We start from the raw sequence: 20,507 nt of genomic DNA, 5'->3' as shown, positions 1-20,507 counted from the left end.
CAATCACTCCATCACTCATTCGCTCATTTTCCCTCTCCATGCAGGTTCCTTTTTTCGCATTCCGAGATTTTCCCGTCGGGTTACAGCAGCGGGTAGAACAGGCGCTGGTAGAGGAATTGCGGAGAAACCAACTAATCTTGGGGCCCACAGTGACGACGTTTGAGCAGGAGTTCAGCCGGTTTTTAGGCAACGGCGAAGTGATTGGCGTAGGCAATGGGTACGATGCTCTGGTTTTGAGTTTAAAGAGCTTGGGAGTGGGACCAGGTGATGAAGTGATTGTGCCGGCCAACGGGTACATCGCCACCATCAACGCCGTGCAGCAGTTGGGTGCTACGCCTGTATTCTCGGAACCAGACCCGCACTCCTTTAACCTGACCGCTGCCACTGCCGCGTCGTTGATTACAAGCAAAACCAAAGTGATTCTGCCCATCCATCTGTACGGCCAGAGCTGCGAAATGGAAGAACTGCTACAGCTTTGCGAGGCAAACGGCCTGCATCTGGTGGAAGATTTCGCGCAGGCGCAAGGGGCCTGGTACAAGGGCAAACCAGTAGGTACGTTCGGGAAGATTAACGCCACCAGCTTTTACCCCACCAAGAACCTGGGCGCCGTCGGAGACGGAGGGGCAGTGGTCACCCAAGACGAAGAGCTAGCTCATTGGGTTCGGCAGCACCACAACTATGGTCAGTCAAAAAGGTATGAGTACGCGCAGGTGGGCGTGAACTCCCGGCTGGATTCTTTGCAGGCCGCCGTCTTGCGGGAGAAACTTGCCTGTTTGAACGAGCTGAACACGGAGCGAAGAAGATTGGCCCAGTGTTACCACCAAGCCTTGGCGAATGTTGGTGATATTACCCTTCCATTGCCTTCCTCCGCCAAGATTGAACACATCTACCATCTGTACGTGATCCAAACGGGGCGCCGGGATGCATTACAGCAGTACCTGGCCCAGGGGCAAATCCAGACGTTGATTCACTACCCCATTCCGCCGCATTACCAGAAAGCGTACCAGCACTTGGGATATAAAAAAGGCGATTTCCCAGTAGCTGAGAAGATGGCCCAAGCTTGCCTCAGTCTGCCGCTCTTCCCCGGAATGACCCATGCGGAGCAGGACTACGTAGTGGAGCAAATTCAAAGATTCTTCGCTTCCTAAGCCACGTGTTCGCATACTGTTTCAAAGCCGTTTTTCTGAAATCAGCGATAAACCAGATTTTGGAAGGTTCGCTTTGGGCAAGGGCGCAGCGCCTGAATTAAAGGAATTTCTTCGTAGTTTGCGAAATGGCTCGAAAGCAGCACGTGCGGCAATTTTTGGGGAATTCAGTTTGGTCGGGGCTTTCCACAGTTGCCCGGGCGGGCAGCTCGCTCCTCATCAATAAGTTGTTCGCCGTTTATTACGGTCCGCACGGCATCACACTGCTGGCCCACTTCCAGAACCTCATTGCGCTGCTCACCACGCTGCCCAACAGCGGAGTCAACGTGGGCCTCATCCTCTACCTGGCCCAACACAAGCCTGATTCCTCAGAATACCGCGCCTATTTCTGGACCGGTCTGTTTCTGAATGCCGTCACCTTTCTGGGGGCTTTGGGGGGCATTCTGCTTTTCCCCGGTTTTTTTCTGGAGCGTTTTGGGGAGGAAATGCTGGCGCAGAGCAGCTCCTTTTCTCTCTGGGCGGTGTTGGGTCTGTTTGTGTTACTGTTGCTGCAGTTGTTCTGGCTCTCGGTGCTGCTGGCTCGCCAGGCGCTGCAGCCTTATGTGTGGTTAAGCTTGTTGACCAGCCTCATCAGCATTGCGGTGACTTGGTGGGCCGTAGGACGTCTGCACCTGACGATGGCGCTGGCCCTGTTCCTAGTGGGGCAATCGGTGAGCGGATTGGTGGGCTTGGGCGTGGTGCTCTATAAAGGATTGGTTCCGAGTTGGCAGGGAGCGTTGCCGAAAAGTGTGCTGCAAGACTTGGGCAAATTCCTGGTGATGGCGCTGTCCACGCTGATAGGTGCCAAGCTGGTGGACTTTGTGGTGCGCGAGATGGCCATTGAGCAGTTTTCTTTGGTGGAAACAGGCCTCTGGCAGGCGGTGGTAAAGATTTCGGATAGCTACACCATGGTCTATATTTCCATCCTGGGCATGGTTTACTACCCCAAGATCGCGGTGCTGCTTCCCCAACCCGAGGCCCTGAAAGAGTACGTGAAAAGCATCTTCTCCCTGTTGGTGCCGGCCGTGGGCTTGGGGCTACTGGTGTTTTGGTGGCAGCGCGACTTCTTTATCCAACTCTTGTTCCACCGGGACTTCCTTGCCGCCCGCGACCTGACGGAATACCAACTGCTGGGTGATTTCCTGAAGATGACCGCCTGGGTGCTCTCTTACATTATTACGGTGCAGGCCCGGGTAAAACTCTACATCTTTACGCAACTCATCTCGGGAGTGGTTTACGTGGCTTTGGTGGCCTTGCTCATGCCGCTTTTAGGCTTGGATGGTTTACCCATGGCACATGCCATCCGTTACGGGTTGTACCTGCTGTTCCACCTGTACCTGTTCCGGTCTTACTTTTCTGCGGAATGACCTCACCTCTGGTTTCCATCATCTGTCTCTGCTTCAACCATGCGGCCTTTTTGCGCGAGGCCTTGGATTCGGTGTTGGCCCAAACGTATCCCAACCTGGATATCCTGGTGGTGGATGACCTGAGTACCGACCACAGCGTGGAGATTATTGAGGAATACGTGCAAAGGTATCCGCAGATCAGGTTTATCCGGCACACCCAGAACCAAGGAAACTGCGCCTCCTTCAATGAAGCGCTGCAGGTAAGCCAGGGCGATTTCATCATCGATTTTGCCACCGATGATGTGCTGCACCCCGAGCGGGTAGCCCGGCAGGTAGAGGCATTTCAACAGCTGCCAGCATCTTACGGCGTGGTTTACACCGATGCCGAACTTATTGACGAGCAGGGCGCCTCACTTAGCTTTTTCTACACCCGTTCCGCTGGCGGGAACTTGTCACCGTTACCTGCCCAAGGGGAGGTGTTCGCCGAAGTCCTAGGCCGTTATTTCATCTGCCCGCCTACCATGATGATCCGCCGGCAGGTGCTGGAAGAACTGCAGGGGTATGACCCCGCGCTAGCCTATGAAGATTTTGATTTTTGGGTAAGGTCGGCTCGTAACTGGCAGTACTATTTCCTGGACCAGTCTTTGTGCCAGCGCCGGATGCATGCGGCCTCTCTTTCCCGCAGGGTGTACCAAAAAGGGGATAAGCAACTGGCCTCCACAATTAAAGTCATCCAGAAGGCGCAAAAGCTGGTAAGAACTCCCCATGAAAAAGAGGCGCTCCGGAAGAGAATCCGGTACGAGGCGCGGCATGCGTATCTCACGGCCAATTACCCCGAGGCCACTCAACTTCTGCGCCTGCTGGAAGAAGAGCAGGGAATGACAGCCTTGTACCGACTTCTGCAAGTGCTTACCCAAAAGCAGATCCCACTGCAGTTTATCCGGCGTTGGTATCACCGCTGGAAGTACGGGCGTACCGCTGCATGAAATTCTGGATCAGCTTGGTGAAAACGGCATCGGTGTCCAAACCAGACCCGCTTTGGATGGAGCCGGTGTTCAAGACGGCGTGTTCTCCAGAAAATTCCGTGAGGGTGATTTCGCCGCCGCCGGTACCATCCCAGCCATAATCGTTTCTCTGGTAGATGTTGGTTTCTTCTGCCGAGGCTTTGTTCAGGCCTTTGGCCAAAACCACGGTATTGGCAGGCGTGCTCCACATCGTTTTATCGGTTTCATCGCCGCAGATGGGAAGCCTATCCAGACCCTTTTCACCAAACAGATCCCCTTTTTTGAGTTGAAGACCTGTGAATAGCCAATGCGCGGCTTGCAGTACCTGGTACGGCGCGAAGGTGCCCATGCCGGGTTCAGTGAACTGGGCGCCCAGCAACTGCGCCTCTGGATGGGGGGTATGGCGCCAGAGAGTACCTCTTTTAAGCTCGTTTTGGAAAAAAGAGCCGTTTTTCCGGCACTCCAGTTGGGTGAAATCCTGGTGCCATCTTACCTGCCAGTAAACCTGGTTTCCACCAAGAGCCAAGAGAGACTTTCTCTGATTCAAAACCAAATCCCTCAGCCCCGCATACATCTTCTCCGAGAAATACTCGGCATGGTAGGCCAGCATCAATACCTCATACTCATGGAAAAGCTCCGGGTGGGCTTCCAGGTAGAAATCGGGGTAAAGGTCTGCGTTGTAGTGGCGGGAAAACCAGTGGAAGATATGTGCCTCTATCCGGAGGTTGTGCTGCAGTGGATTAGAACAGGCGTAGGAAAGGGCCGTGTTAGGGCGCAGAGCCGAGACAAACTGTGTATAGCCTTCGCCCAGGGCATTGCGGTATAATGATTGGCCGCCGTAGGCATTGTACGCGAGCCAGGTGGTCACCGGGGCCAGTACCGCCACTTTAGAAGAAGGAGCGGAGGAACCCACCAGGAAATTGATCTCAGCAGACTTTTCCACGGCAGGATTGGTAAGTAAGGCACGATAATAACCCGGAGTCGTGGAAGAGGGCAATTCAAAAGTCCAGCCGATGGTCCAGTGGCAACCTTCCTGAGCTTCGTTTAGGGCCTCTTTTTGAAGAAGTGAATCAAAAGTAAATTCAGCTGTTTCCTCCCAGGTTTCATCGGCCACGTACCGCTGTAACCTGAGGTGGTTGCCAAGATGAAGGGCTTTGAGGTGGAAGGAAACGGTCTGGCCGGGAATATAGAAATGCTTGTCGGTGTAGCCTTCCAGCGGCTGCGGTACCATATCTGGGGTGACCTCGTCAACGGGCATGGCGGGTTTGGGCCTGAGTCGCCAGGCGAAGTGCTTCAAAGGACCCACCGTTTTAAGCAGGACCGGAGAGAGCGCCGGGAAAAGCTGGCTAACCCTTTTACTTAGCCTCATGGACCTGCGGCGAAGCGACAAAGATGAGTTCTCCCTTACCCAGACCCAGGCGGGCTTGTTCCTCAGGGGAGCGGGAGAGGGCGTACTCCACCGCCTCCACGGCAAAGCCCTGCGCGGCCACCCGCTGGGCAAAGTCCTGGCCGTAGTTCCGGTACCTATCGGCTTGGCCGTAGGCCTGCAGGCGTTGCTGGGGCGTGACAGCCTCAGGCTTTTCCAGGGTGTGGGCGTGTGGGTGCAGGCGGGCCTGGAGCACCAACTGGCCATCGGGCTTTAGCACCCGGCGGAGTTCCTGCAGCGCTTTTTGGTCATCGGGTACGTGGGCCAGCACATGGGAACAGAGAATAAGGTCAAAGGTATTGTCTGAGTAGGGCAGGGCCTGGATGTCTACGTGGTCCATGGCCACCGGTGAGGTAAGGTCGGCGCTTCGGTAACGGAGGTTCAACAGGCTTTTCAGGCGCGTCTGCAACATCGGCTCCGGAGCCATGTGCAGCACCTCCAAGGACCTTTCCCTGATTTTGACCTTTTCCTGCAAAAACAGCCACAGAAGGCGGTGCCGCTCCACGGTGTGGCACTGGGGGCAAAGGGCCTGCGCCCGGCGCTCACTCCCGAAGGGCAGAAACGTGCGGAAGGAGCCTTCGCAGATGGGGCAGTACACCTTGCTACCGGCATAAAGCCAGCCCCTGGAAAGCCAGTAAAGCTTTCTTAACGTAAGCCGGGCTTGGGCGGGTAGCATTTTCTTTAACAGGGGCACAGGCATAGGCGCAGATTGGTATATTCAAAGATAAAAAAAACGGGCTGTTTTTCCAGTTAGAAGCAAATCCTGACACCCTGTCTCTGGTTTTACGTAAGAAATAGTTTTAAAAGGCGATCTGGGTGGGCCGTAGATAAAGGAGCACTGCCCGGCAATTCTGTGAAAAAGTAATATATTTGTTCTTCCATATCTAACTAGTGTATGATTTCAAAGGCCTTAGCCACCCGTTCAGAGGTGATGATATATGTGGAGAAATTCCTGGACACCGCCTTACCAGAGTTCCTCAAAAGCGTGGAAGACAGCTGGCAACCTGCGGATTTTCTGCCAGACGCCCGTTTTGATTCTTTCTTTGACGAAGTGCGGGAACTGAAAGAGCGTGCCCGCGAATTGTCCTATGACCTGCTGGCGGTGCTTATTGGCGATACCATCACCGAGGAAGCCCTGCCTACCTACGAGAGCTGGATCATGAGCATACAAGAGGTGAACCGTGACCCCAATTCTTCCTGGATGAAGTGGAACCGCGGCTGGACCTCTGAGGAAAACCGCCACGGCGATTTGCTCAACCGCTACCTGTACCTCACCGGGCGCATTGACATGCGCCAGATGGAAGCCTCTACCCAGTACCTCATCGCCGACGGCATGGATATCCAGACCGATGATGACCCGTACCGCAGCTTTGTGTATACCTCGTTCCAGGAAACGGCTACCAACGTGTCTCACCGCCGTGTGGGCGCATTGGCCAAGAAAGCCGGCGAAACCACGCTGTCCCGCATCTGTAACTTCATCGCCGCTGATGAAGGACGCCACGCCAAGGCCTACAAAACCTTCGTGAAGAAGATCTTCGAGGTGGATCCGTCTGAGATGATGATCGCCTTTGAGGACATGATGCGCAAGAAGATTGTGATGCCGGCCCACTACCTGCGCGAGTTGGGTATTGACCAGGGACAGACCTTCGGGCACTTCACCGATGCCGCCCAGCGCATTGGCGTGTACACCTCCTCAGACTACGTGGAGATCATGGAAACTCTTATCAGGGAGTGGAAAATCTCCAGCATGACCGGGCTGAACGAAGCCGGGGAACGCGCCCGTGACTATTTAATGGCCCTGCCTAACCGCCTGCGCCGCGTGGCAGACCGCCTGAAAGTACCGGAACTGCAGTACAAGTTCAAGTGGATTGACAGCTAAGGAGCGCCGTTTCAGGCCTCTTTCCATAAAACAAAACAAGAACGCCCTGCATCTCTGCGGGGCGTTCTTGTTTTCCATTCACCGTCAGGTAAAAGGGAATAAGAGATAGGATCAGGTGTGGGGCGGTTAGTTGTTGCCTACTACTTGTACGCCTTTCCAGAAAGCAATGAAACCTCCAATGTTTTTGGCTTTGTCATTGGGTTGCGGGTAAGTCCAGGCCGCGTCTGGGTTCTCAAAGTGTCCTACCTGCACGGAGTAGTAAGAAGCCTCTCCTTTCCAGGAGCAAACAGAGTGCCGGGTGCTGGGTTTGAAGTACTCCCAATGCAGGGAAGAAGGCGGAAAATAGTGGTTGCCTTCTACCTCTATAGTCGTATCGCTTTCCGCCAGAATCGTATTTTTCCAGATAGCACGCATAAGGGTAATTGAAAATGGTATTATAAGTATATTCTCATTGTATTAATTATTCATGTTTACTCCTTTCTTTTTAGAAGGTTACCTTAAATAAGAAACATTTTCGTTTACACGTTGTTAAAGAAAGTATACTTTAGAAGCACATGGCAGCCGGATATAGATTTTCTGATTTCGTTCCGGAGGAACCCAAGGACAAGGGGTTTGAATCCCTGCTCCAGATTTTCCTCCAATTGATTACCCTTACCGCCGGCGACGTAGCCGAGGCGATGTCCTGGATGAGCGAACTGGACAAACGCTACAAACTCACCGATGATTCTTACGGCTTAGGCGATTTCTTTGAGGATCTCAAAAAGAAAGGCTACATAGATGACAAAGGCCCCGATGGGCAGTTCAAGCTACAGGCCAAAGGCGAGCAGAAGATCAGGAAGAGCGCCCTGGAGGAGATCTTTGGGAAACTGAAGAAAGGTGGCAAAGGCAATCACACCACCCCCAAGACCGGCATCGGCGACGAACCCTCCGCTGACCGGCGCGAGTTCCGTTTCGGGGATGCGCCCGAGCAGATCGAACTCACTGAGTCCATCCGCAACGCCCAGATCGAGCACGGCATAGGCGATGATTTCTTTCTCACCGAGCAGGATCTGGAGGTGACTGAGCGCGAGCACAAGAGCCTTACCAGCACCGTGCTCATGATTGATATCTCGCACTCCATGATTCTGTACGGTGAGGACCGGATTACGCCCGCGAAGAAAGTAGCCATGGCCCTGGCCGAGCTGGTGAAACTCAAATACCCTAAAGACAATCTGGATATTATCGTGTTTGGCAACGATGCCTGGCAGATCACGGTGAAAGACCTGCCTTACCTCATGGTGGGGCCGTACCACACCAATACCGTGGCTGGTCTGGAACTGGCCATGGACCTGCTGCGTCGCCGCAAAACCGCCAACAAGCAGATCTTCATGATCACCGACGGCAAGCCCACCTGTCTCAAAGAAGGCCTCAAGTACTACAAGAACAGTTTCGGGCTGGACCGGAAAGTGGTGAACAAAACCCTGAACCTGGCGGCTCAGTGCCGAAGGATTGGCATTCCTATCACCACGTTCATGATTGCCTCAGACCCGTACCTGCAGCAGTTTGTGGAGGAGTTTACCCAGGTGAACAACGGCCAGGCGTACTACAGCAGCCTCAAAGGCCTGGGCGATTTGGTGTTCCGGGACTACGGCCGCAACAAAAAGAAAAGGCTGTAAAACCGCGCTTGGGTCAAGGGTTCTATCAGTTTGTTTTGGGTCAGTTTCTAAGAAAACAGACCTAAAACAAATTGGCAGCGTATTTACCTTATTTTCGGTTCAGGTCTTTGTGGCGCATCACGTTGCCAATGGTGCCCAGGACAATACAGACGCCAATCAATCCATAGAAATAAGGGCGGTTCAATACATGCGTAATCCGCAGCACGGCACCAATAACCGCCAGCAAAGCGCTGAGCGCATAAACAAGGGAAGAAGTTTTCACAAGCAATACAGTTAAAAGATAAACCTACACATAAACTTTCTGTTTTGCGGCTGTTTTTCTCAAGATCGGCCCAAAGCAGCCAACCATCCCAAACCACCAGCAATTTAACCCATGCTTTATTCAGATATACCTGCAGAGCAACTGCAAAAGATTAAGACCCTGGGCCAACTCAAGGCCGCCGGCTATGAGCCGCAGAGCGTGAAAGAAGAACTGCGCGCCAACCTTATCAAGAAGCTGAGCAGCGGCGAGGAAGTGTTTCCCGGTATCTTCGGGTACGAAGAGACCGTGATTCCGGACCTCCAGCGCGCTATCCTCAGCCGTCACCATATCAACCTGCTGGGCTTGCGCGGACAGGCCAAAACCAGAATAGCGCGTCTGTTGGTGCAGCTCCTGAACGAGTACGTGCCCGTGGTGGCCGGCTCTGAGCTGAACGACGATCCCCTGCAGCCGCTCTCGCGCTACGCCCTGGATCAGATTGCCCACCACGGCGATGAGACCGCCATTTCTTGGATGCACCGGGACGAGCGCTACACCGAGAAACTGGCTACCCCGGATGTATCCGTAGCGGACCTCATCGGCGACGCCGACCCAATCAAAGCGGCCACTCTCAAATTACCGTACTCAGACGAACGTGTGATTCACTTCGGGTTGATTCCGAGGGCGCACCGCGGCATCTTTGTAATTAACGAGTTGCCCGATTTGCAAGCGCGCATCCAGGTATCGCTGTTCAACATCCTGCAGGAGGGCGATATCCAGATCAGGGGTTTCAAAATCAGGCTACCGCTGGACATTCAGTTTGTGTTCACCGCCAACCCAGAAGACTACACCAACCGCGGTTCCATTGTGACGCCGCTCAAAGACCGGATTGATTCCCAGATCATCACGCACTATCCTAAGTCAATTGAGATAGGCAAGAGCATCACCAAGCAGGAGGCCCGCATCACTGAGGTGCAGCAAGAGCGTGTGAAAGGCCACGAACTTATCCATGACCTAGTGGAGCAGATCGCTTTTGAGGCCCGCGAGAGCGAATACGTAGACGCCAAAAGCGGCGTATCTGCGCGCCTTACCATCTCGGCCTACGAGAGCGTGGTGAGTGCCGCCGAGCGCCGGGTGCTGCTCAACGCTGAGTCTTCCACGCACGTGCGTATCGCTGATTTCCTGGCCGCCGTGCCTGCCGTGACAGGCAAGGTGGAGTTGGTGTACGAGGGAGAGCAGGAGGGAGCCGGCGGCGTGGCCTATCGCCTCATGGGCAAGGCCATCCGGACGCAGTTCCTCAACTACTTCCCAGACCCCGATAAGTTCAAGAAGCAGAAAGACAAAGACCCGTACAAAAAGGTATCGGCGTGGTTCTCAGATGGCCATACCCTGGACCTGCTCAACGATGCCTCAGACGCCGAGTACAAACGCGTGCTGAACCAGGTACCGGGTCTTTCTGAGGTGGTGAACAAATTCCAGCCCACGCCCAAAAGCGAAGCCGAGCACCTGTTCTGGATGGAGTTCTGTTTGCATGGCTTAGCCGAGTACAGCCTGATTTCCCGCAACCGCCTTACCGCCGGCCTGCAGTTCAAAGACCTGCTCAGCAGCATGTTCTCAGGGGGCAGCTTCTCTCTCTCAGATGACGACGATGATGACAATGACCGTTATTAAGCCGTTTTCCTGAAAACTGGCCGTAAACGATAAACCAAAAAGCCGGAGCAGTACATGCTTCGGCTTTTTGGTTTTTAGGAGATTTGGTTCAGTGTTGATTGATCCGTTTCTCCACCACCAAATTGTTTAGGAGGTCCTCTTTTCAACCATCCGGTAGCTTGCCCGTACGAAGCTTAGTCTGCCCTGGTAGAGGCGGCACTTATTAAGCTAAACAGGAAGATTATGCCAATCTGGTTACAGGCAACCTTGTGGGGTTTGCTGGGTGGTGGGGCTTTGCTCATAGGCGCTGTCATAGGGTACTTTTCGAAGGTCTCGGTGCGGGATTCTTCCAGCGTCATGGCGTTTGGGGCAGGGGTATTGATCTCGGCGCTGGCGTTTGACCTCATGGACGAGGCCTTTGAGCAGGGCGGTTTCGATGCAGCGGCCATTGGGTTTCTGACGGGGGCGGTGGTGTACACGGCCGCGAACTGGCTCCTGAAAAAACAGGGTGCGCACAACAGGAAACGCTCCGGAGACCAGCAGGTGTCTGAGGCCGAGGATGAAGGCAGTGGCCTGGCTTTGGCCATTGGGGTGCTCATTGACGGGGTGCCGGAGTCCATCGCCATCGGCATCAGTATGATCTCGGGCAGTAAGGTGAGTTTTGCGGTAGTGGCGGCGGTTTTCCTGTCTAACGTGCCCGAGGGGCTTTCCAGCGCAGTGGGCATGAAGAAGGCCCAACGGTCTAAAGCCTACATCTTCGGGGTGTGGGGCGGCATCGCTTTGATCTCAGGAGTGGCGGCTTTGCTGGGCTACACCGTCTTCAGCGACCTTTCGCCTAATGTCATTGCGGCTACTACGGCGCTAGCCGCTGGTGCCATCCTGGCCATGATCACTGATACCATGATTCCCGAGGCCTTTGAGGTCACTCATGATTTCACCGGCATCATCACTGTGCTGGGTTTCCTCACCGCCTTCGTGCTCAGCCATTTGGGCGGGTAAAAAAAAGAACTCCGTTTTGCAGCTGTTTTCAAAAAAGCAGCCGCAAAACGGAGTTGAAAGGATTCATTGTTTATTGCTCATCGTTTTAACAGTTAACAATCAGCAATTAACAATATTAAGCCTCGCTTACTACGATTTTCTCGATTCTGTCGCCTTGGCGAATGTCATCAATCACGTCCAATCCTTCCACCACTTTCCCGAAGCAGGTGTGGTTGCGGTCCAGGTGGGCGGTGTTGTTGCGGCTGTGGCAGATGAAGAACTGAGATCCGCCGGTGTTGCGGCCTGCGTGTGCCATAGACAACACACCACGGTCGTGGTACTGGTTGCCGCCGGATAATTCGCAGTCAATCTTGTAACCTGGTCCGCCGGTGCCGGGCATGCCTTTGGCGCCCTCGCGGGAGTTAGGGCAGCCGCCCTGGATCACGAAATCAGGCAGTACACGGTGAAAGGTAAGACCATTATAGAAACCTTCTTTGGCCAGTTTGGTGAAGTTCTCAACGGTTTTAGGGGCATCCTGCTCGTAGAACTCTACTTTCATGACACCTTTAGCGGTATGGATTTCTGCGGTTTTCATAGAAATAAATGTGCTTTTAAAATGAACCACGGGCCGCCTGACAGAAAACGCCTGCCGCCCGTCCTGCAAAGATACGTAAATTTCGTGGCCTTTGGCCGATGAGCAAGACCGCTCCTGCTGTTTACGTTTTTTGGCCTTTCCTGCAAAACCAAGCCTATAACTACGGGACCGCCAAGGTAAATGGAAGCAATAAAGGGTCTTTGGTAAAAATAGCTTGCTACCTGAAAACTCTCAAGATTACAACCCCATGGAATACCTCGCCATCTACGACCAGTTGAACCAGCCTTTGCACCAGAACCTGCCTCGGTGGGAGGTTCACGTTTTGGGGCACTGGCATCGCACGTCCCAGATCTATGTGCTGCACCCACAGAAAGGCTACCTCTGTCATCGGCGTAGCGCTGGCAAGGACTTGTTTCCCTCGCTGTGGGACGTGAGCATTGGCGGGCACCTGAGCCCCGGGGAAACCTATGAAAGCTGTGCTTTGCGGGAGCTGTCTGAGGAACTTGGTATTTCTGTGCATCCCGATGAACTGGAACTGGTCACCGTAACCTCGGTAGACGGGCAAGACGAGAAGGCAAAACTGCTGGACCGCGAGCATGTGGGTATTTTCCTCTACAAAACCAATCTGCCAGAGGCCAGTTTTAAGGTACAGCAGGAAGAGATCCCGGAAATTGAATACCTGGCCTTGCCGCAACTACGGGCAGACCTACAGAGCGCTGCACCCACCCGTGCCTACATTCCCATGCAAGAACATTTCCTGGAGATCCTGGATTTACTGGAGCAGCACCAGAAACGCAATTCAGATGGGTTGAATTAGCCGTCCTTTTTAGGGCTACTTTTCAAAAATCAGCACCTAAATGCTAATTTGGTAAACCAGACTCAGAACTCAAGACTCAGGACTCAGAACTCCCTTTTACCGGTGTGAGTCCTCGTCCTGCAGCAGGCTCAGGTAGCTTTCGTAGCGAGGAATCGCGATTTTGCCTTTTTTTACGGCTTCCTGTACGGCGCAGCCCGGCTCGTTCACGTGGACGCAGTTATTGTATTTGCATTTGTTCAGGCGCTCGCGCATCTCGGGGAAGTAGTGGGCAATCTCCTCGCGCTTCATCTCCACCACGCCCAGTTCCTTTATGCCAGGAGTGTCAATAAGGTAAGTGCCAGGCTCCACCTCAAACATCTCCGCAAAGGTGGTGGTGTGCACACCTTTGTCTGAGAACGCCGAGATTTCCGAGGTCTTGATGTCCAGATCGGGGACCAGGGCGTTCACCAAGGTGCTTTTGCCCACGCCCGAGTGGCCGGTGAAAAGAGAGACCTTATCTGCCAACAACTCCTGCACCTGGGCCAAGCCCTGGCCGGTATGCGCTGAGAGCGGATAGCATGGATAGCCAATCTGGCTGTAGAGCTGCATCACCTGGTTCATGTACTCCAGGGCCTCAGGGTCATACAGATCCAGCTTGTTGAAGAGCAGGGTGGCGGGGATGTCGTAGGCCTCAGCGGTCACCAAAAAGCGGTCAATAAACCCGAAGGAGGTACGCGGCGAGACCAGCGTGACCACCAGAAATGCCTGGTCCAGGTTAGAGGCCACAATGTGCGCGTGGTGCGCCTTGTGCGTTGATTTCCGGATGATGTAGTTGCGACGGGGCGCAATCTCGGTGATCACGCCCTGCTGGTCGCCGCCCTCGGGTTCCATCGTCACCTCATCGCCCACGGCAATGGGGTTGCTTACCTTCAATCCTTTGTTCTTGAACTTTCCGCGCAGGCGGCATTTGAACAGCTGCCCACTTGCGTGGTCCCGAACCAAATACCACGACCCCGTTGATTTTACTACTGTGCCTATCATACCTGGCGCGAAGGTAACCAATATTCCAACGATGTTAAGATACGGTCTGTGGCGCCAGCCTGTTTTTGCAGATAAGCCTGGGTAGATGCGCTGATCTTTTGGAGGGCCAACGGATTGTCGTGCACCGCCAGAAACTTCTTGCTCAGGTCCTGGGTAGATTTCACGCAGAAAGCCACGCCGGCATCTACCAGATCCTTCGCCTCCTGGAACTTGGCGTATTTGGGCCCGAAGAAGATAGGTGGCCCGAAAGCGGCCGGCTCTAACGTATTATGCAAGCCTTTCCCGAACGCGCCGCCCACGTAGGCGTAATCGGCGTACTGGTAGAGGCTGGAGAGCATCCCAATGTTGTCAATGAGCAGAATGCGGTACGTGTCCACCGTGGAGACATCGGCCTGGGAATACCTGATGGCCTTGCCCGGGAACTGCGCCTCAATCTCTCCTAATTCTTTGTCTTTGATTTCGTGGGGCGCCAGAATGAACTTCACGGCAGGCAACTGTTCCTGCATGAAGGGGAGGAGCACCTCCAGATCCTGGGGCCAACTGCTGCCAATCACCATCACAGGAGCGGTGTCTTTGAAGGCCTCGGCTATTGGGATAGGGGCAGCGTTCTTGGCCGTTTGCAGCACCCGGTCTACGCGCGTGTCGCCGGCGGTGCTTACCCGGGTGAAATCTATGCTGGCCAGCAGTTGCGCCGATTCCTGGTTCTGGGTGTAGATGTGCGTGAATCGCTCAAGGATGCGCCGGTAGAAGCTGCCTTTCTTCTGGAAGTAAATCTGGTTAGGCCGGAAAATAGCCGATACCGAGAACAGCGGGATGTGGCGTTTCCGGAGCGCCTTGGTGTAATGGTGCCAAAACTCATATTTGACAAATACCGCCAGGGTGGGCTTCACCAGAGAAACAAACTGGTGCGCGTTGTCCGGCGTGTCCAGGGGGAGATAGAAGATGAAATCGGCACCGGCATAATTTTTTCTTACTTCATAGCCCGAAGGGGAGAAGAAAGTAAGCACGATCTTATAATCTGGGAAGCGCTGTTTAAACGCTTCTATGAGTGGCCGGCCTTGCTCAAACTCGCCCAGGCTGGCGCAGTGGAACCAGGCAACGGGCGCGGTATTGTGGTGCAGTTTGCGCTCTATCTCGGAAAAGATATCCTTCCGGCCGTTTACCCACAGGGCCGCTTTGGGCAGAAAAGGCGCCGCCAACCGTACTCCTAACCCATAGGCCCGCACACCAACATCATAAAGAATCTTAGACATTACTTAACGGGTTTTTATTAAGTATGAAAAGGGGAAACCACAGCCAATTGCTTTTGAAGAAATAGCCTGTAAAGTAAAGATACACTGTAATTTCCAGCCAGCGGTAATATAAACAGGAAAATAAGCAATTGCATTTAGGATAGTTTCTGAAAATCTGTCTATAAAGCTGGCTGGTTTTTAGGCCGTTTTTCCGAAATCAGCCCCTAAATGGAAGCCGCTTTTCAAAGCGCAATTCATGGTGATTGTTAGCCAGTTAGCGCAATAAAAAAGCTCCCGTTTGTCGCGGGAGCTTTTTTTGTGATGGGTTGCTAATCAGTGGATTATGCGTTGGTGGTAAGGTAGTTGGCAACTCCCTCGCGGGTGGCTCGCATGCCTTCTTGGCCTTCTTCCCAGTTTGCAGGGCAAACTTCGCCTTTTTCCTCAAAGTACTGCAGAGCGTCTACCATTCTAAGTGCCTCGTCAATGCTACGGCCCAGCGGCATGTCATTCACCACTTGGTGACGCACGACACCTTGCTTGTCGATCAGGAACAGACCGCGGTAAGCTACTGGCTCGCCTACGAAGATCAGTTCGCCTTCCTCGTTGTAGTCATAGTGACCGGCCAAAACATCAAAGTTAGAGGAGATGGTTTTGGTGGCATCGGCTACCAGCGGGTAAGTAACGCCTTCAATACCGCCTCTTTCGCGTGGGGTGTTCAACCAAGCCCAGTGCGACTGGTGCGTGTCTGTAGAGCAACCTACAACGGCCACGCCTTTACGGGTGAATTCCTCTAAACGGTCCTGAAACGCGATGATTTCTGTAGGGCATACAAAGGTAAAGTCCATTGGATAGAAGTAGAACACAACGTGCTGCTTTCCAATGTATTGGTCAAGTGAGAAATCCTCTTCAAACTCTAAATCTACTACCGCTGTAGCTTTAAAAGACGGTGCTTTTTTACCTACTAATACTGCCATTGTTAAATAAATTAATTTAAAAGATGCTGATTGAAAATTGCCCCGAGTTTCTGTTTGAAGCCCTTGTGCAATTGTGGCGCAAAGGTAAGGTTCAGCCTTTTACCCTGCAAAAAAGATGGGAAATGAGTCTGTAAACTATTCTGTGTGCGTGGTTACCTTTTGTAAACCTGTATGGTAATGCTTCGTCTAAATACAAAGTTGATTTAGAGCTAATTACAGGAAAATAGCCTTTAAATAGCCCGGAGAAAAAGTTGAATGTTAGATAGGATCAAGGGTTAAAAGATCATCTTAATGCGGGAAATTATCTGTGGGGCGGCAGATGAACTGAAAGGTAAGGCGGCTGCGCTGCTCCAGCAGGATCTCTTTGCCTTGGGTTAGTTTCTCCAGGCTGGCCTGGTCATAGTTCTTGATGGTGTACAGGTGCAGCGGTTGGTTGTAGTGGATGAGGAATTCCTGGGCCAGTTCTTCTTTGAGGGCCTCTACGCGGGCATCATCGGCGTCTACGCAGGTAGAAAAAGAAATGGCCGAGTTCTGCATGAGGTTGATCTTGACCCGGTGTTTGCTCAAACCCTGGAAAATAGAGCTGAGGTGAGACTCAGAGATGAACCCGAAATCCTTCGTGTGGAAAGAAAGGAGGCACTGGTTCTGCTTCAGGATAAAAGAAGGCGCGATGCGGGCGTGCTGGCAGTTCCAGATAACGGTGCCGGGCGCCTCTGGGTGCAGAAAGGATTTCACGTGCAGCGGAATGCAGCGCTGGGCCAGCGGCTGTACCGTTTTGGGGTGGATGACCGAGGCTCCGTAATAAGCCATTTCAATGGCCTCCTGGTAGGCAATCTCTTCGTACCGCACCGTGTCCCTGAACAACTTGGGATCAGCGTTGAGCAAGCCGGGCACGTCTTTCCAGATGGTGAGTGCCGCCGCCTGCAGGCAGTACGCAAAAATGGCCGCGCTGAAATCCGAGCCCTCGCGGCCCAGGGTGGTGGTGGCGCCATCGGGGGTGCGGCCGATGAATCCTTGGGTGATGATGGGCTGCTTCTCTAATACCGCCGGAAGGTCTTGCTGGATCTGCCGCTCGGTCCATTCCCAGTCCAGCCGTCCCTCGCGCCAGGTGTCATCAGTACGCAGGTAATCACGGCAGTCCACCCATTGGTTCTGGAAACCTTGGCTGCAGAGAAAATGGTGCAGAATCAGGCTGGAGAGCAGTTCTCCCACGCTGATGATCTGGTCATACTGGCGGTCAAAGTCATGGGGCTGAACCGCTTTAAGTGTTTCCTCTAAATAAGTGAATTGTTGTTGCAGGGCATTGTAGACCGGGTGTTTCGCATCCTGGAAGAGTTCCTGCACAATCTCCTGGTGGTATTGCCGGGTTTCCTGCAGCGCCTCTGCGTAATCATGCCCCTGGTAAGTCAAATTAAAGACTTTCTCCAGGGCGTTAGTGGTCTTTCCCATGGCAGAAACCACTACCACTACTTTCTGCGGGGTAGGTAGCAGGGATAGGATATGAAGTACGTTTCTGAAAGCGGCCGCATTCTTTACGGAGGCTCCACCAAATTTATAAACTATCATTTAATTCTGCTTATTTTAAGAAAGTGTTAAATGTCGAGTTTTGTTTATTGGTTTAATTGTTATTTTTGTAAAAGAATAGCAAAGCTATTCTCTGTCTAATCCTCCACTTATCTACCTTATCCTATGACACTGAAAGAAAACCTGGCCCTGCCGGTTGGCACCACCCTTGATAGGTTCATCATGCGGAAACAAGAAGATTTTCCGTATGCCACCGGTGAATTATCTCAGCTGCTCCGTGACATTGCCCTGGCGGCAAAAATAGTAAACCGCGCCATTAACCATGCGGGCCTGACTGATATAGGAGGTGCCTACGGTAAACAGAACGTGCAGGGCGAGGACCAGCAGAAGCTGGATGTAGTGGCCAACATCCGCTTCATACGCGCTTTACGCAACGGGGGCGAGGTGTGTGCCATCATTTCTGAGGAAGAGGAAGATGTGATCCATACTGGCAATAACAAGGGTAAATACATTGTGGCCATTGACCCGCTGGATGGTTCTTCCAACATAGACGTGAACGTGTCCATAGGCACTATCTTCTCTATTTACCGCCGTATTTCTGAAATAGGCACGGAAGCCACCATGGAAGATTTCTTCCAGAAAGGTACTGAGCAGGTAGCTGCTGGTTACGTGATCTATGGTTCTAGCACCATGCTGGTGTATACTACTGGCTGTGGTGTGAACGGTTTTACCTATGAGACTTCCCTGGGCGAGTTCTTCCTCTCGCATCCCAACATCACCACGCCACAGAACGGCAACATTTACTCGGTAAACGAAGGCGGGTTCAACCACTTCCCTGAGAGCATCAAGCATTACGTGGAGCTTTGCCGTGTGCGTAACTACGCCGCCCGCTACATTGGCTCCCTGGTGGCAGATTTCCACCGCAACCTGCTAAAGGGCGGCATCTACATGTACCCAAATACCCTGAAATCGCCGGGCGGAAAATTAAGGCTGTTGTATGAGTGCAACGCACTGGCGTTTCTGGTAGAGCAGGCCGGCGGCAAAGCCTCAGACGGACGGCACCGCATCTTGGAACTGCAGCCTTCTGAACTGCACCAGCGCTGCACCTTCTACATCGGGTCCAAAGAAATGGTAGACGAGGTGGAGAACCTGCTGGTGGCCCGGGAAAGACCGGTAAGGGCTTCCATGCTCATGGATAACTAATTCCTGCTCTAAACAAACACCAACATCCTTATAAACACCGCGGCCCCTGCCAATTGGCAGGGGCCGCGGTGTTTATTGCTCATTCCGTTCAGGACAGATTATTCAGCAGAAGCAGAGGCATCTCCCTCAGCTTCCTGAGCCGGGGCGGCGGTTTCTTCAGCAGTTTCTGTGTAAGGAACAAACTGATTCACGATCTGGTACCATTGGGCTAGTTTCTTCATGTCTGAGGCATACACGCGGTCCTGGTCATAGTCCGGTAGCACTGATTCCAGGAAGGAAGACAGTTCCTGGGTGCTGGACTTGGAGGTTACCGGGATGTCAGATCCGTACTGTTTTCTGATTCTGTCAAAGATCTCGGCCAGAGGAACAGTATGCTCCTCGTCATTGGTGTACATGGAGATTTCCTGCAGAATAGATACGCGGTTACGGGCCTGCGCTACGCTACGGGCAGGTTTTTCGGAGAGGCTTTCTACAATAATTCCGTTGCGAGTAGGCGCTACAATCTTGTAAAGGCCTGGCATGCCGGAAATAGAAGCGATCTCTTTCAGGTCAAATGGCATAGGATAGTTTGGTTATGTTGAATTAATTATAATTTGAAGCTTACGGGCACGCTGTATTGCTGGCTGTAACCCGGCGCTTTGAATTTGAGGAGCTTTACCACCCGCAGGGCTTCCTGGCCGGTGCCGCCGCCAATCTCCTTAAGAATTTTGGCATTGGTGATGGCCCCATCCTCAGTGAGGGTGAAACCAATGATGCACTGACCCTGCATGCGGTTACGCTTGGCCAGGGCAGGGTACTGGATGCTGCGCTGCAACTGCGCCACTAAAGAGTCTTGTCCGCCGGCATAATGCTCGGCCACGGGCAGTTTACCAACCTGGGCAGCGGCGGGTTTGGTTGTCTGGGCAAAAGCACCCGTGGAGAAAAAAGCCAGAAGGGCTCCTGCTAAAATGTGTTTTAATTTCATGATGAGTAGGTTTTATGCTTTTACAGACCCCTATGCCTTACGCTCTTCCTGGTAACGCTGGTTCACGTCACTGATGAACTGAAGAATCTCTTCCCGACCCTCTTTGGTGGTGGAGGAACTCTTCATGTACATAGGCAGCTCTTCCCAGGTTTCCTTCAGCGTCTTCATATAGAGCGCTATGTTCATATCAGTTTTCGTGCCAGACTGTTTGTCTGTTTTCGTGAAGATAAGCACAAAAGGCACGCCCATAGTTCCCAGCAACTCCATGAATTCAAGGTCTGGTTTCTGAGGGGGCAGGCGGGAATCTATGAGCACGAACACGCAGGCCAAATTGGGCCGGTTCTTCATGTAATACAGGATCATCTTGCGCCAGGCCTCCCTGGAATCTTTGCTCACTTTGGCCCAGCCGTACCCCGGTAAGTCCACCAGATACCAGTTGTCATTGATGAGGAAGTGGTTGATCAACTGGGTCTTGCCCGGGAAAGAGGAAGTCTTGGCTAATTTGAGCCGATTGGTAAGCATGTTGATGAGCGATGACTTGCCCACATTTGACCGCCCAATAAACGCATATTCCGGCAGGTCTGTCTGCGGACACAAATCAGCACGGGTGTTGCTGGTAATGAACTTTGCATCTTTAATGACCATAATTATTCCCTACGTTTATTGATAAAACGCAAAGGTACCAAATAAACCGCTAACCCCTTCATATTCTATTGGCAGACGGTTTTTGCTTACAGAATCTTGCAGAAATAGTAACCATTTAACCCAAATCTAAGTATCGTAGGGCGAATAAGCGTAATAGATATGATTATGAGATA

Annotated in this window: 21 protein-coding genes; 9 read left to right on the top strand and 12 right to left on the bottom strand. The window is 52.8% G+C overall.

What is annotated here, in order from left to right:
• Nucleotides 1-38 precede the first annotated feature (38 nt).
• The 3 genes from J3P34_RS07170 to J3P34_RS07160 all read left to right on the top strand — a co-directional run bounded on the left by J3P34_RS07170 (nucleotide 39) and on the right by J3P34_RS07160 (nucleotide 3,516).
• Nucleotides 39-1,148, top strand: coding sequence for a DegT/DnrJ/EryC1/StrS family aminotransferase (locus tag J3P34_RS07170; protein ID WP_210487470.1), 1,110 nt, complete (start codon nucleotides 39-41; stop codon nucleotides 1,146-1,148).
• 125 nt (nucleotides 1,149-1,273) lie between these two features.
• Nucleotides 1,274-2,551: an MATE family efflux transporter gene (locus J3P34_RS07165; protein WP_210487467.1), complete on the top strand. Its 1,278-nt coding sequence runs from the start codon at nucleotides 1,274-1,276 to the stop codon at nucleotides 2,549-2,551.
• Nucleotides 2,548-3,516, top strand: coding sequence for a glycosyltransferase family 2 protein (locus J3P34_RS07160; protein ID WP_210487465.1), 969 nt, complete (start codon nucleotides 2,548-2,550; stop codon nucleotides 3,514-3,516). Before J3P34_RS07165 ends, J3P34_RS07160 begins: the two co-directional genes overlap by 4 nt.
• Here J3P34_RS07160 and J3P34_RS07155 read toward each other — a convergent pair.
• Together J3P34_RS07155 and J3P34_RS07150 are read right to left on the bottom strand one after the other, a co-directional pair.
• Nucleotides 3,467-4,903, bottom strand: a complete 1,437-nt coding sequence (locus J3P34_RS07155) for a N,N-dimethylformamidase beta subunit family domain-containing protein (RefSeq protein WP_210487463.1) — start codon at nucleotides 4,901-4,903, stop codon at nucleotides 3,467-3,469. The two genes, J3P34_RS07160 and J3P34_RS07155, sit on opposite strands and share 50 nt — an antisense overlap.
• A complete protein-coding gene (locus J3P34_RS07150; RefSeq protein WP_210487460.1) occupies nucleotides 4,890-5,636 on the bottom strand; it encodes a class I SAM-dependent methyltransferase in 747 nt (248 codons plus the stop codon). Before J3P34_RS07150 ends, J3P34_RS07155 begins: the two co-directional genes overlap by 14 nt.
• 219 nt (nucleotides 5,637-5,855) lie before the next feature.
• Between J3P34_RS07150 and J3P34_RS07145 the strand changes: the two genes are divergently transcribed.
• Nucleotides 5,856-6,839, top strand: coding sequence for an acyl-ACP desaturase (locus J3P34_RS07145; RefSeq protein WP_210487458.1), 984 nt, complete (start codon nucleotides 5,856-5,858; stop codon nucleotides 6,837-6,839).
• A 126-nt stretch (nucleotides 6,840-6,965) separates the two neighbouring features.
• Here J3P34_RS07145 and J3P34_RS07140 read toward each other — a convergent pair whose 3' ends face one another.
• A complete protein-coding gene (locus J3P34_RS07140) occupies nucleotides 6,966-7,253 on the bottom strand; it encodes a DUF427 domain-containing protein (protein WP_210463745.1) in 288 nt (95 codons plus the stop codon).
• A gap of 140 nt (nucleotides 7,254-7,393) precedes the next feature.
• Here J3P34_RS07140 and J3P34_RS07135 point away from each other — a divergent pair, with 140 nt between their 5' ends.
• A complete protein-coding gene (locus J3P34_RS07135) occupies nucleotides 7,394-8,494 on the top strand; it encodes a vWA domain-containing protein (protein WP_210487456.1) in 1,101 nt (366 codons plus the stop codon).
• 88 nt (nucleotides 8,495-8,582) lie between these two features.
• On the opposite strand, the gene J3P34_RS07130 is transcribed toward J3P34_RS07135, so the two are convergent.
• Complete coding sequence (locus J3P34_RS07130) at nucleotides 8,583-8,756, bottom strand: hypothetical protein (protein ID WP_210487454.1); 174 nt, start codon at nucleotides 8,754-8,756, stop codon at nucleotides 8,583-8,585.
• A 111-nt stretch (nucleotides 8,757-8,867) separates the two neighbouring features.
• Here J3P34_RS07130 and J3P34_RS07125 point away from each other — a divergent pair, with 111 nt between their 5' ends.
• Both J3P34_RS07125 and J3P34_RS07120 read left to right on the top strand, forming a co-directional pair.
• On the top strand, nucleotides 8,868-10,403 hold the full coding sequence (locus J3P34_RS07125; RefSeq protein ID WP_210487452.1) for a sigma 54-interacting transcriptional regulator: 1,536 nt from the start codon (nucleotides 8,868-8,870) through the stop codon (nucleotides 10,401-10,403).
• 222 nt (nucleotides 10,404-10,625) lie between these two features.
• Complete coding sequence (locus tag J3P34_RS07120; RefSeq protein ID WP_246853585.1) at nucleotides 10,626-11,381, top strand: ZIP family metal transporter; 756 nt, start codon at nucleotides 10,626-10,628, stop codon at nucleotides 11,379-11,381.
• A 115-nt stretch (nucleotides 11,382-11,496) separates the two neighbouring features.
• Here the strand turns inward: J3P34_RS07120 and J3P34_RS07115 are convergent, their stop codons facing one another.
• Nucleotides 11,497-11,955 (bottom strand): peptidylprolyl isomerase, encoded by a 459-nt coding sequence (locus tag J3P34_RS07115; RefSeq protein WP_210487450.1) that lies wholly within the window; start codon nucleotides 11,953-11,955, stop codon nucleotides 11,497-11,499.
• 247 nt (nucleotides 11,956-12,202) lie between these two features.
• Between J3P34_RS07115 and J3P34_RS07110 the strand changes: the two genes are divergently transcribed.
• A complete protein-coding gene (locus J3P34_RS07110; protein ID WP_210487448.1) occupies nucleotides 12,203-12,772 on the top strand; it encodes an NUDIX hydrolase in 570 nt (189 codons plus the stop codon).
• Nucleotides 12,773-12,868: 96 nt separating this feature from the next.
• Here the strand turns inward: J3P34_RS07110 and rsgA are convergent, their stop codons facing one another.
• From rsgA to J3P34_RS07090, 4 genes are all read right to left on the bottom strand, one after another.
• On the bottom strand, nucleotides 12,869-13,792 hold the full coding sequence (gene rsgA / locus J3P34_RS07105) for a ribosome small subunit-dependent GTPase A (RefSeq protein WP_210487446.1): 924 nt from the start codon (nucleotides 13,790-13,792) through the stop codon (nucleotides 12,869-12,871).
• Nucleotides 13,789-15,045 carry a 3-deoxy-D-manno-octulosonic acid transferase gene (locus J3P34_RS07100; RefSeq protein WP_210487444.1) on the bottom strand — a complete coding sequence of 419 codons (1,257 nt, stop codon included), beginning with the start codon at nucleotides 15,043-15,045 and terminating at the stop codon, nucleotides 13,789-13,791. The genes rsgA and J3P34_RS07100 overlap by 4 nt, the downstream gene beginning before the upstream one ends.
• Nucleotides 15,046-15,365: 320 nt before the next feature.
• Nucleotides 15,366-15,998, bottom strand: coding sequence for a peroxiredoxin (locus tag J3P34_RS07095; protein ID WP_210487441.1), 633 nt, complete (start codon nucleotides 15,996-15,998; stop codon nucleotides 15,366-15,368).
• 288 nt (nucleotides 15,999-16,286) lie between these two features.
• On the bottom strand, nucleotides 16,287-17,564 hold the full coding sequence (locus J3P34_RS07090; RefSeq protein ID WP_210487439.1) for an aspartate kinase: 1,278 nt from the start codon (nucleotides 17,562-17,564) through the stop codon (nucleotides 16,287-16,289).
• A 123-nt stretch (nucleotides 17,565-17,687) separates the two neighbouring features.
• Here J3P34_RS07090 and fbp point away from each other — a divergent pair, with 123 nt between their 5' ends.
• The gene (fbp, locus tag J3P34_RS07085; protein WP_210463755.1) at nucleotides 17,688-18,725 is read left to right on the top strand and encodes a class 1 fructose-bisphosphatase; all 1,038 of its coding nucleotides are present in this window, start codon (nucleotides 17,688-17,690) and stop codon (nucleotides 18,723-18,725) included.
• Nucleotides 18,726-18,823: 98 nt separating this feature from the next.
• On the opposite strand, the gene J3P34_RS07080 is transcribed toward fbp, so the two are convergent.
• Genes J3P34_RS07080 through yihA form a run of 3 tightly spaced genes read right to left on the bottom strand, consistent with a single transcriptional unit; the run spans nucleotide 18,824 to nucleotide 20,334 of the window.
• The gene (locus J3P34_RS07080) at nucleotides 18,824-19,285 is read right to left on the bottom strand and encodes a DUF5606 family protein (RefSeq protein WP_210487437.1); all 462 of its coding nucleotides are present in this window, start codon (nucleotides 19,283-19,285) and stop codon (nucleotides 18,824-18,826) included.
• 26 nt (nucleotides 19,286-19,311) lie between these two features.
• The gene (locus J3P34_RS07075; protein WP_210487435.1) at nucleotides 19,312-19,689 is read right to left on the bottom strand and encodes an energy transducer TonB; all 378 of its coding nucleotides are present in this window, start codon (nucleotides 19,687-19,689) and stop codon (nucleotides 19,312-19,314) included.
• A gap of 30 nt (nucleotides 19,690-19,719) precedes the next feature.
• Nucleotides 19,720-20,334 (bottom strand): ribosome biogenesis GTP-binding protein YihA/YsxC, encoded by a 615-nt coding sequence (yihA, locus tag J3P34_RS07070; RefSeq protein WP_210463758.1) that lies wholly within the window; start codon nucleotides 20,332-20,334, stop codon nucleotides 19,720-19,722.
• Nucleotides 20,335-20,507 lie beyond the last annotated feature (173 nt).

The sequence above is a fragment of the Rufibacter aurantiacus genome (assembly GCF_017916345.1).
Taxonomy (GTDB): domain Bacteria; phylum Bacteroidota; class Bacteroidia; order Cytophagales; family Hymenobacteraceae; genus Nibribacter; species Nibribacter roseolus.
Note: the sequence above shows the minus strand (reverse complement) of the source record. Positions and strands in the feature narration are given on the sequence as shown.

Coding starts and splice junctions, on each gene's coding strand:
- J3P34_RS07115 (WP_210487450.1), bottom strand. CDS start 11,955: ATGAAAACCGCAGAAATCCATACCGCTAAAGGTGTCATGAAAGTAGAG.
- J3P34_RS07125 (WP_210487452.1), top strand. CDS start 8,868: ATGCTTTATTCAGATATACCTGCAGAGCAACTGCAAAAGATTAAGACC.
- J3P34_RS07170 (WP_210487470.1), top strand. CDS start 39: ATGCAGGTTCCTTTTTTCGCATTCCGAGATTTTCCCGTCGGGTTACAG.
- J3P34_RS07160 (WP_210487465.1), top strand. CDS start 2,548: ATGACCTCACCTCTGGTTTCCATCATCTGTCTCTGCTTCAACCATGCG.
- J3P34_RS07090 (WP_210487439.1), bottom strand. CDS start 17,564: ATGATAGTTTATAAATTTGGTGGAGCCTCCGTAAAGAATGCGGCCGCT.
- J3P34_RS07120 (WP_246853585.1), top strand. CDS start 10,626: ATGCCAATCTGGTTACAGGCAACCTTGTGGGGTTTGCTGGGTGGTGGG.
- J3P34_RS07075 (WP_210487435.1), bottom strand. CDS start 19,689: ATGAAATTAAAACACATTTTAGCAGGAGCCCTTCTGGCTTTTTTCTCC.
- J3P34_RS07080 (WP_210487437.1), bottom strand. CDS start 19,285: ATGCCATTTGACCTGAAAGAGATCGCTTCTATTTCCGGCATGCCAGGC.
- J3P34_RS07145 (WP_210487458.1), top strand. CDS start 5,856: ATGATTTCAAAGGCCTTAGCCACCCGTTCAGAGGTGATGATATATGTG.
- fbp (WP_210463755.1), top strand. CDS start 17,688: ATGACACTGAAAGAAAACCTGGCCCTGCCGGTTGGCACCACCCTTGAT.
- J3P34_RS07135 (WP_210487456.1), top strand. CDS start 7,394: ATGGCAGCCGGATATAGATTTTCTGATTTCGTTCCGGAGGAACCCAAG.
- J3P34_RS07155 (WP_210487463.1), bottom strand. CDS start 4,903: ATGAGGCTAAGTAAAAGGGTTAGCCAGCTTTTCCCGGCGCTCTCTCCG.
- J3P34_RS07100 (WP_210487444.1), bottom strand. CDS start 15,045: ATGTCTAAGATTCTTTATGATGTTGGTGTGCGGGCCTATGGGTTAGGA.
- J3P34_RS07095 (WP_210487441.1), bottom strand. CDS start 15,998: ATGGCAGTATTAGTAGGTAAAAAAGCACCGTCTTTTAAAGCTACAGCG.
- J3P34_RS07165 (WP_210487467.1), top strand. CDS start 1,274: ATGGCTCGAAAGCAGCACGTGCGGCAATTTTTGGGGAATTCAGTTTGG.
- rsgA (WP_210487446.1), bottom strand. CDS start 13,792: ATGATAGGCACAGTAGTAAAATCAACGGGGTCGTGGTATTTGGTTCGG.
- J3P34_RS07140 (WP_210463745.1), bottom strand. CDS start 7,253: ATGCGTGCTATCTGGAAAAATACGATTCTGGCGGAAAGCGATACGACT.
- J3P34_RS07110 (WP_210487448.1), top strand. CDS start 12,203: ATGGAATACCTCGCCATCTACGACCAGTTGAACCAGCCTTTGCACCAG.
- J3P34_RS07150 (WP_210487460.1), bottom strand. CDS start 5,636: ATGCTACCCGCCCAAGCCCGGCTTACGTTAAGAAAGCTTTACTGGCTT.
- yihA (WP_210463758.1), bottom strand. CDS start 20,334: ATGGTCATTAAAGATGCAAAGTTCATTACCAGCAACACCCGTGCTGAT.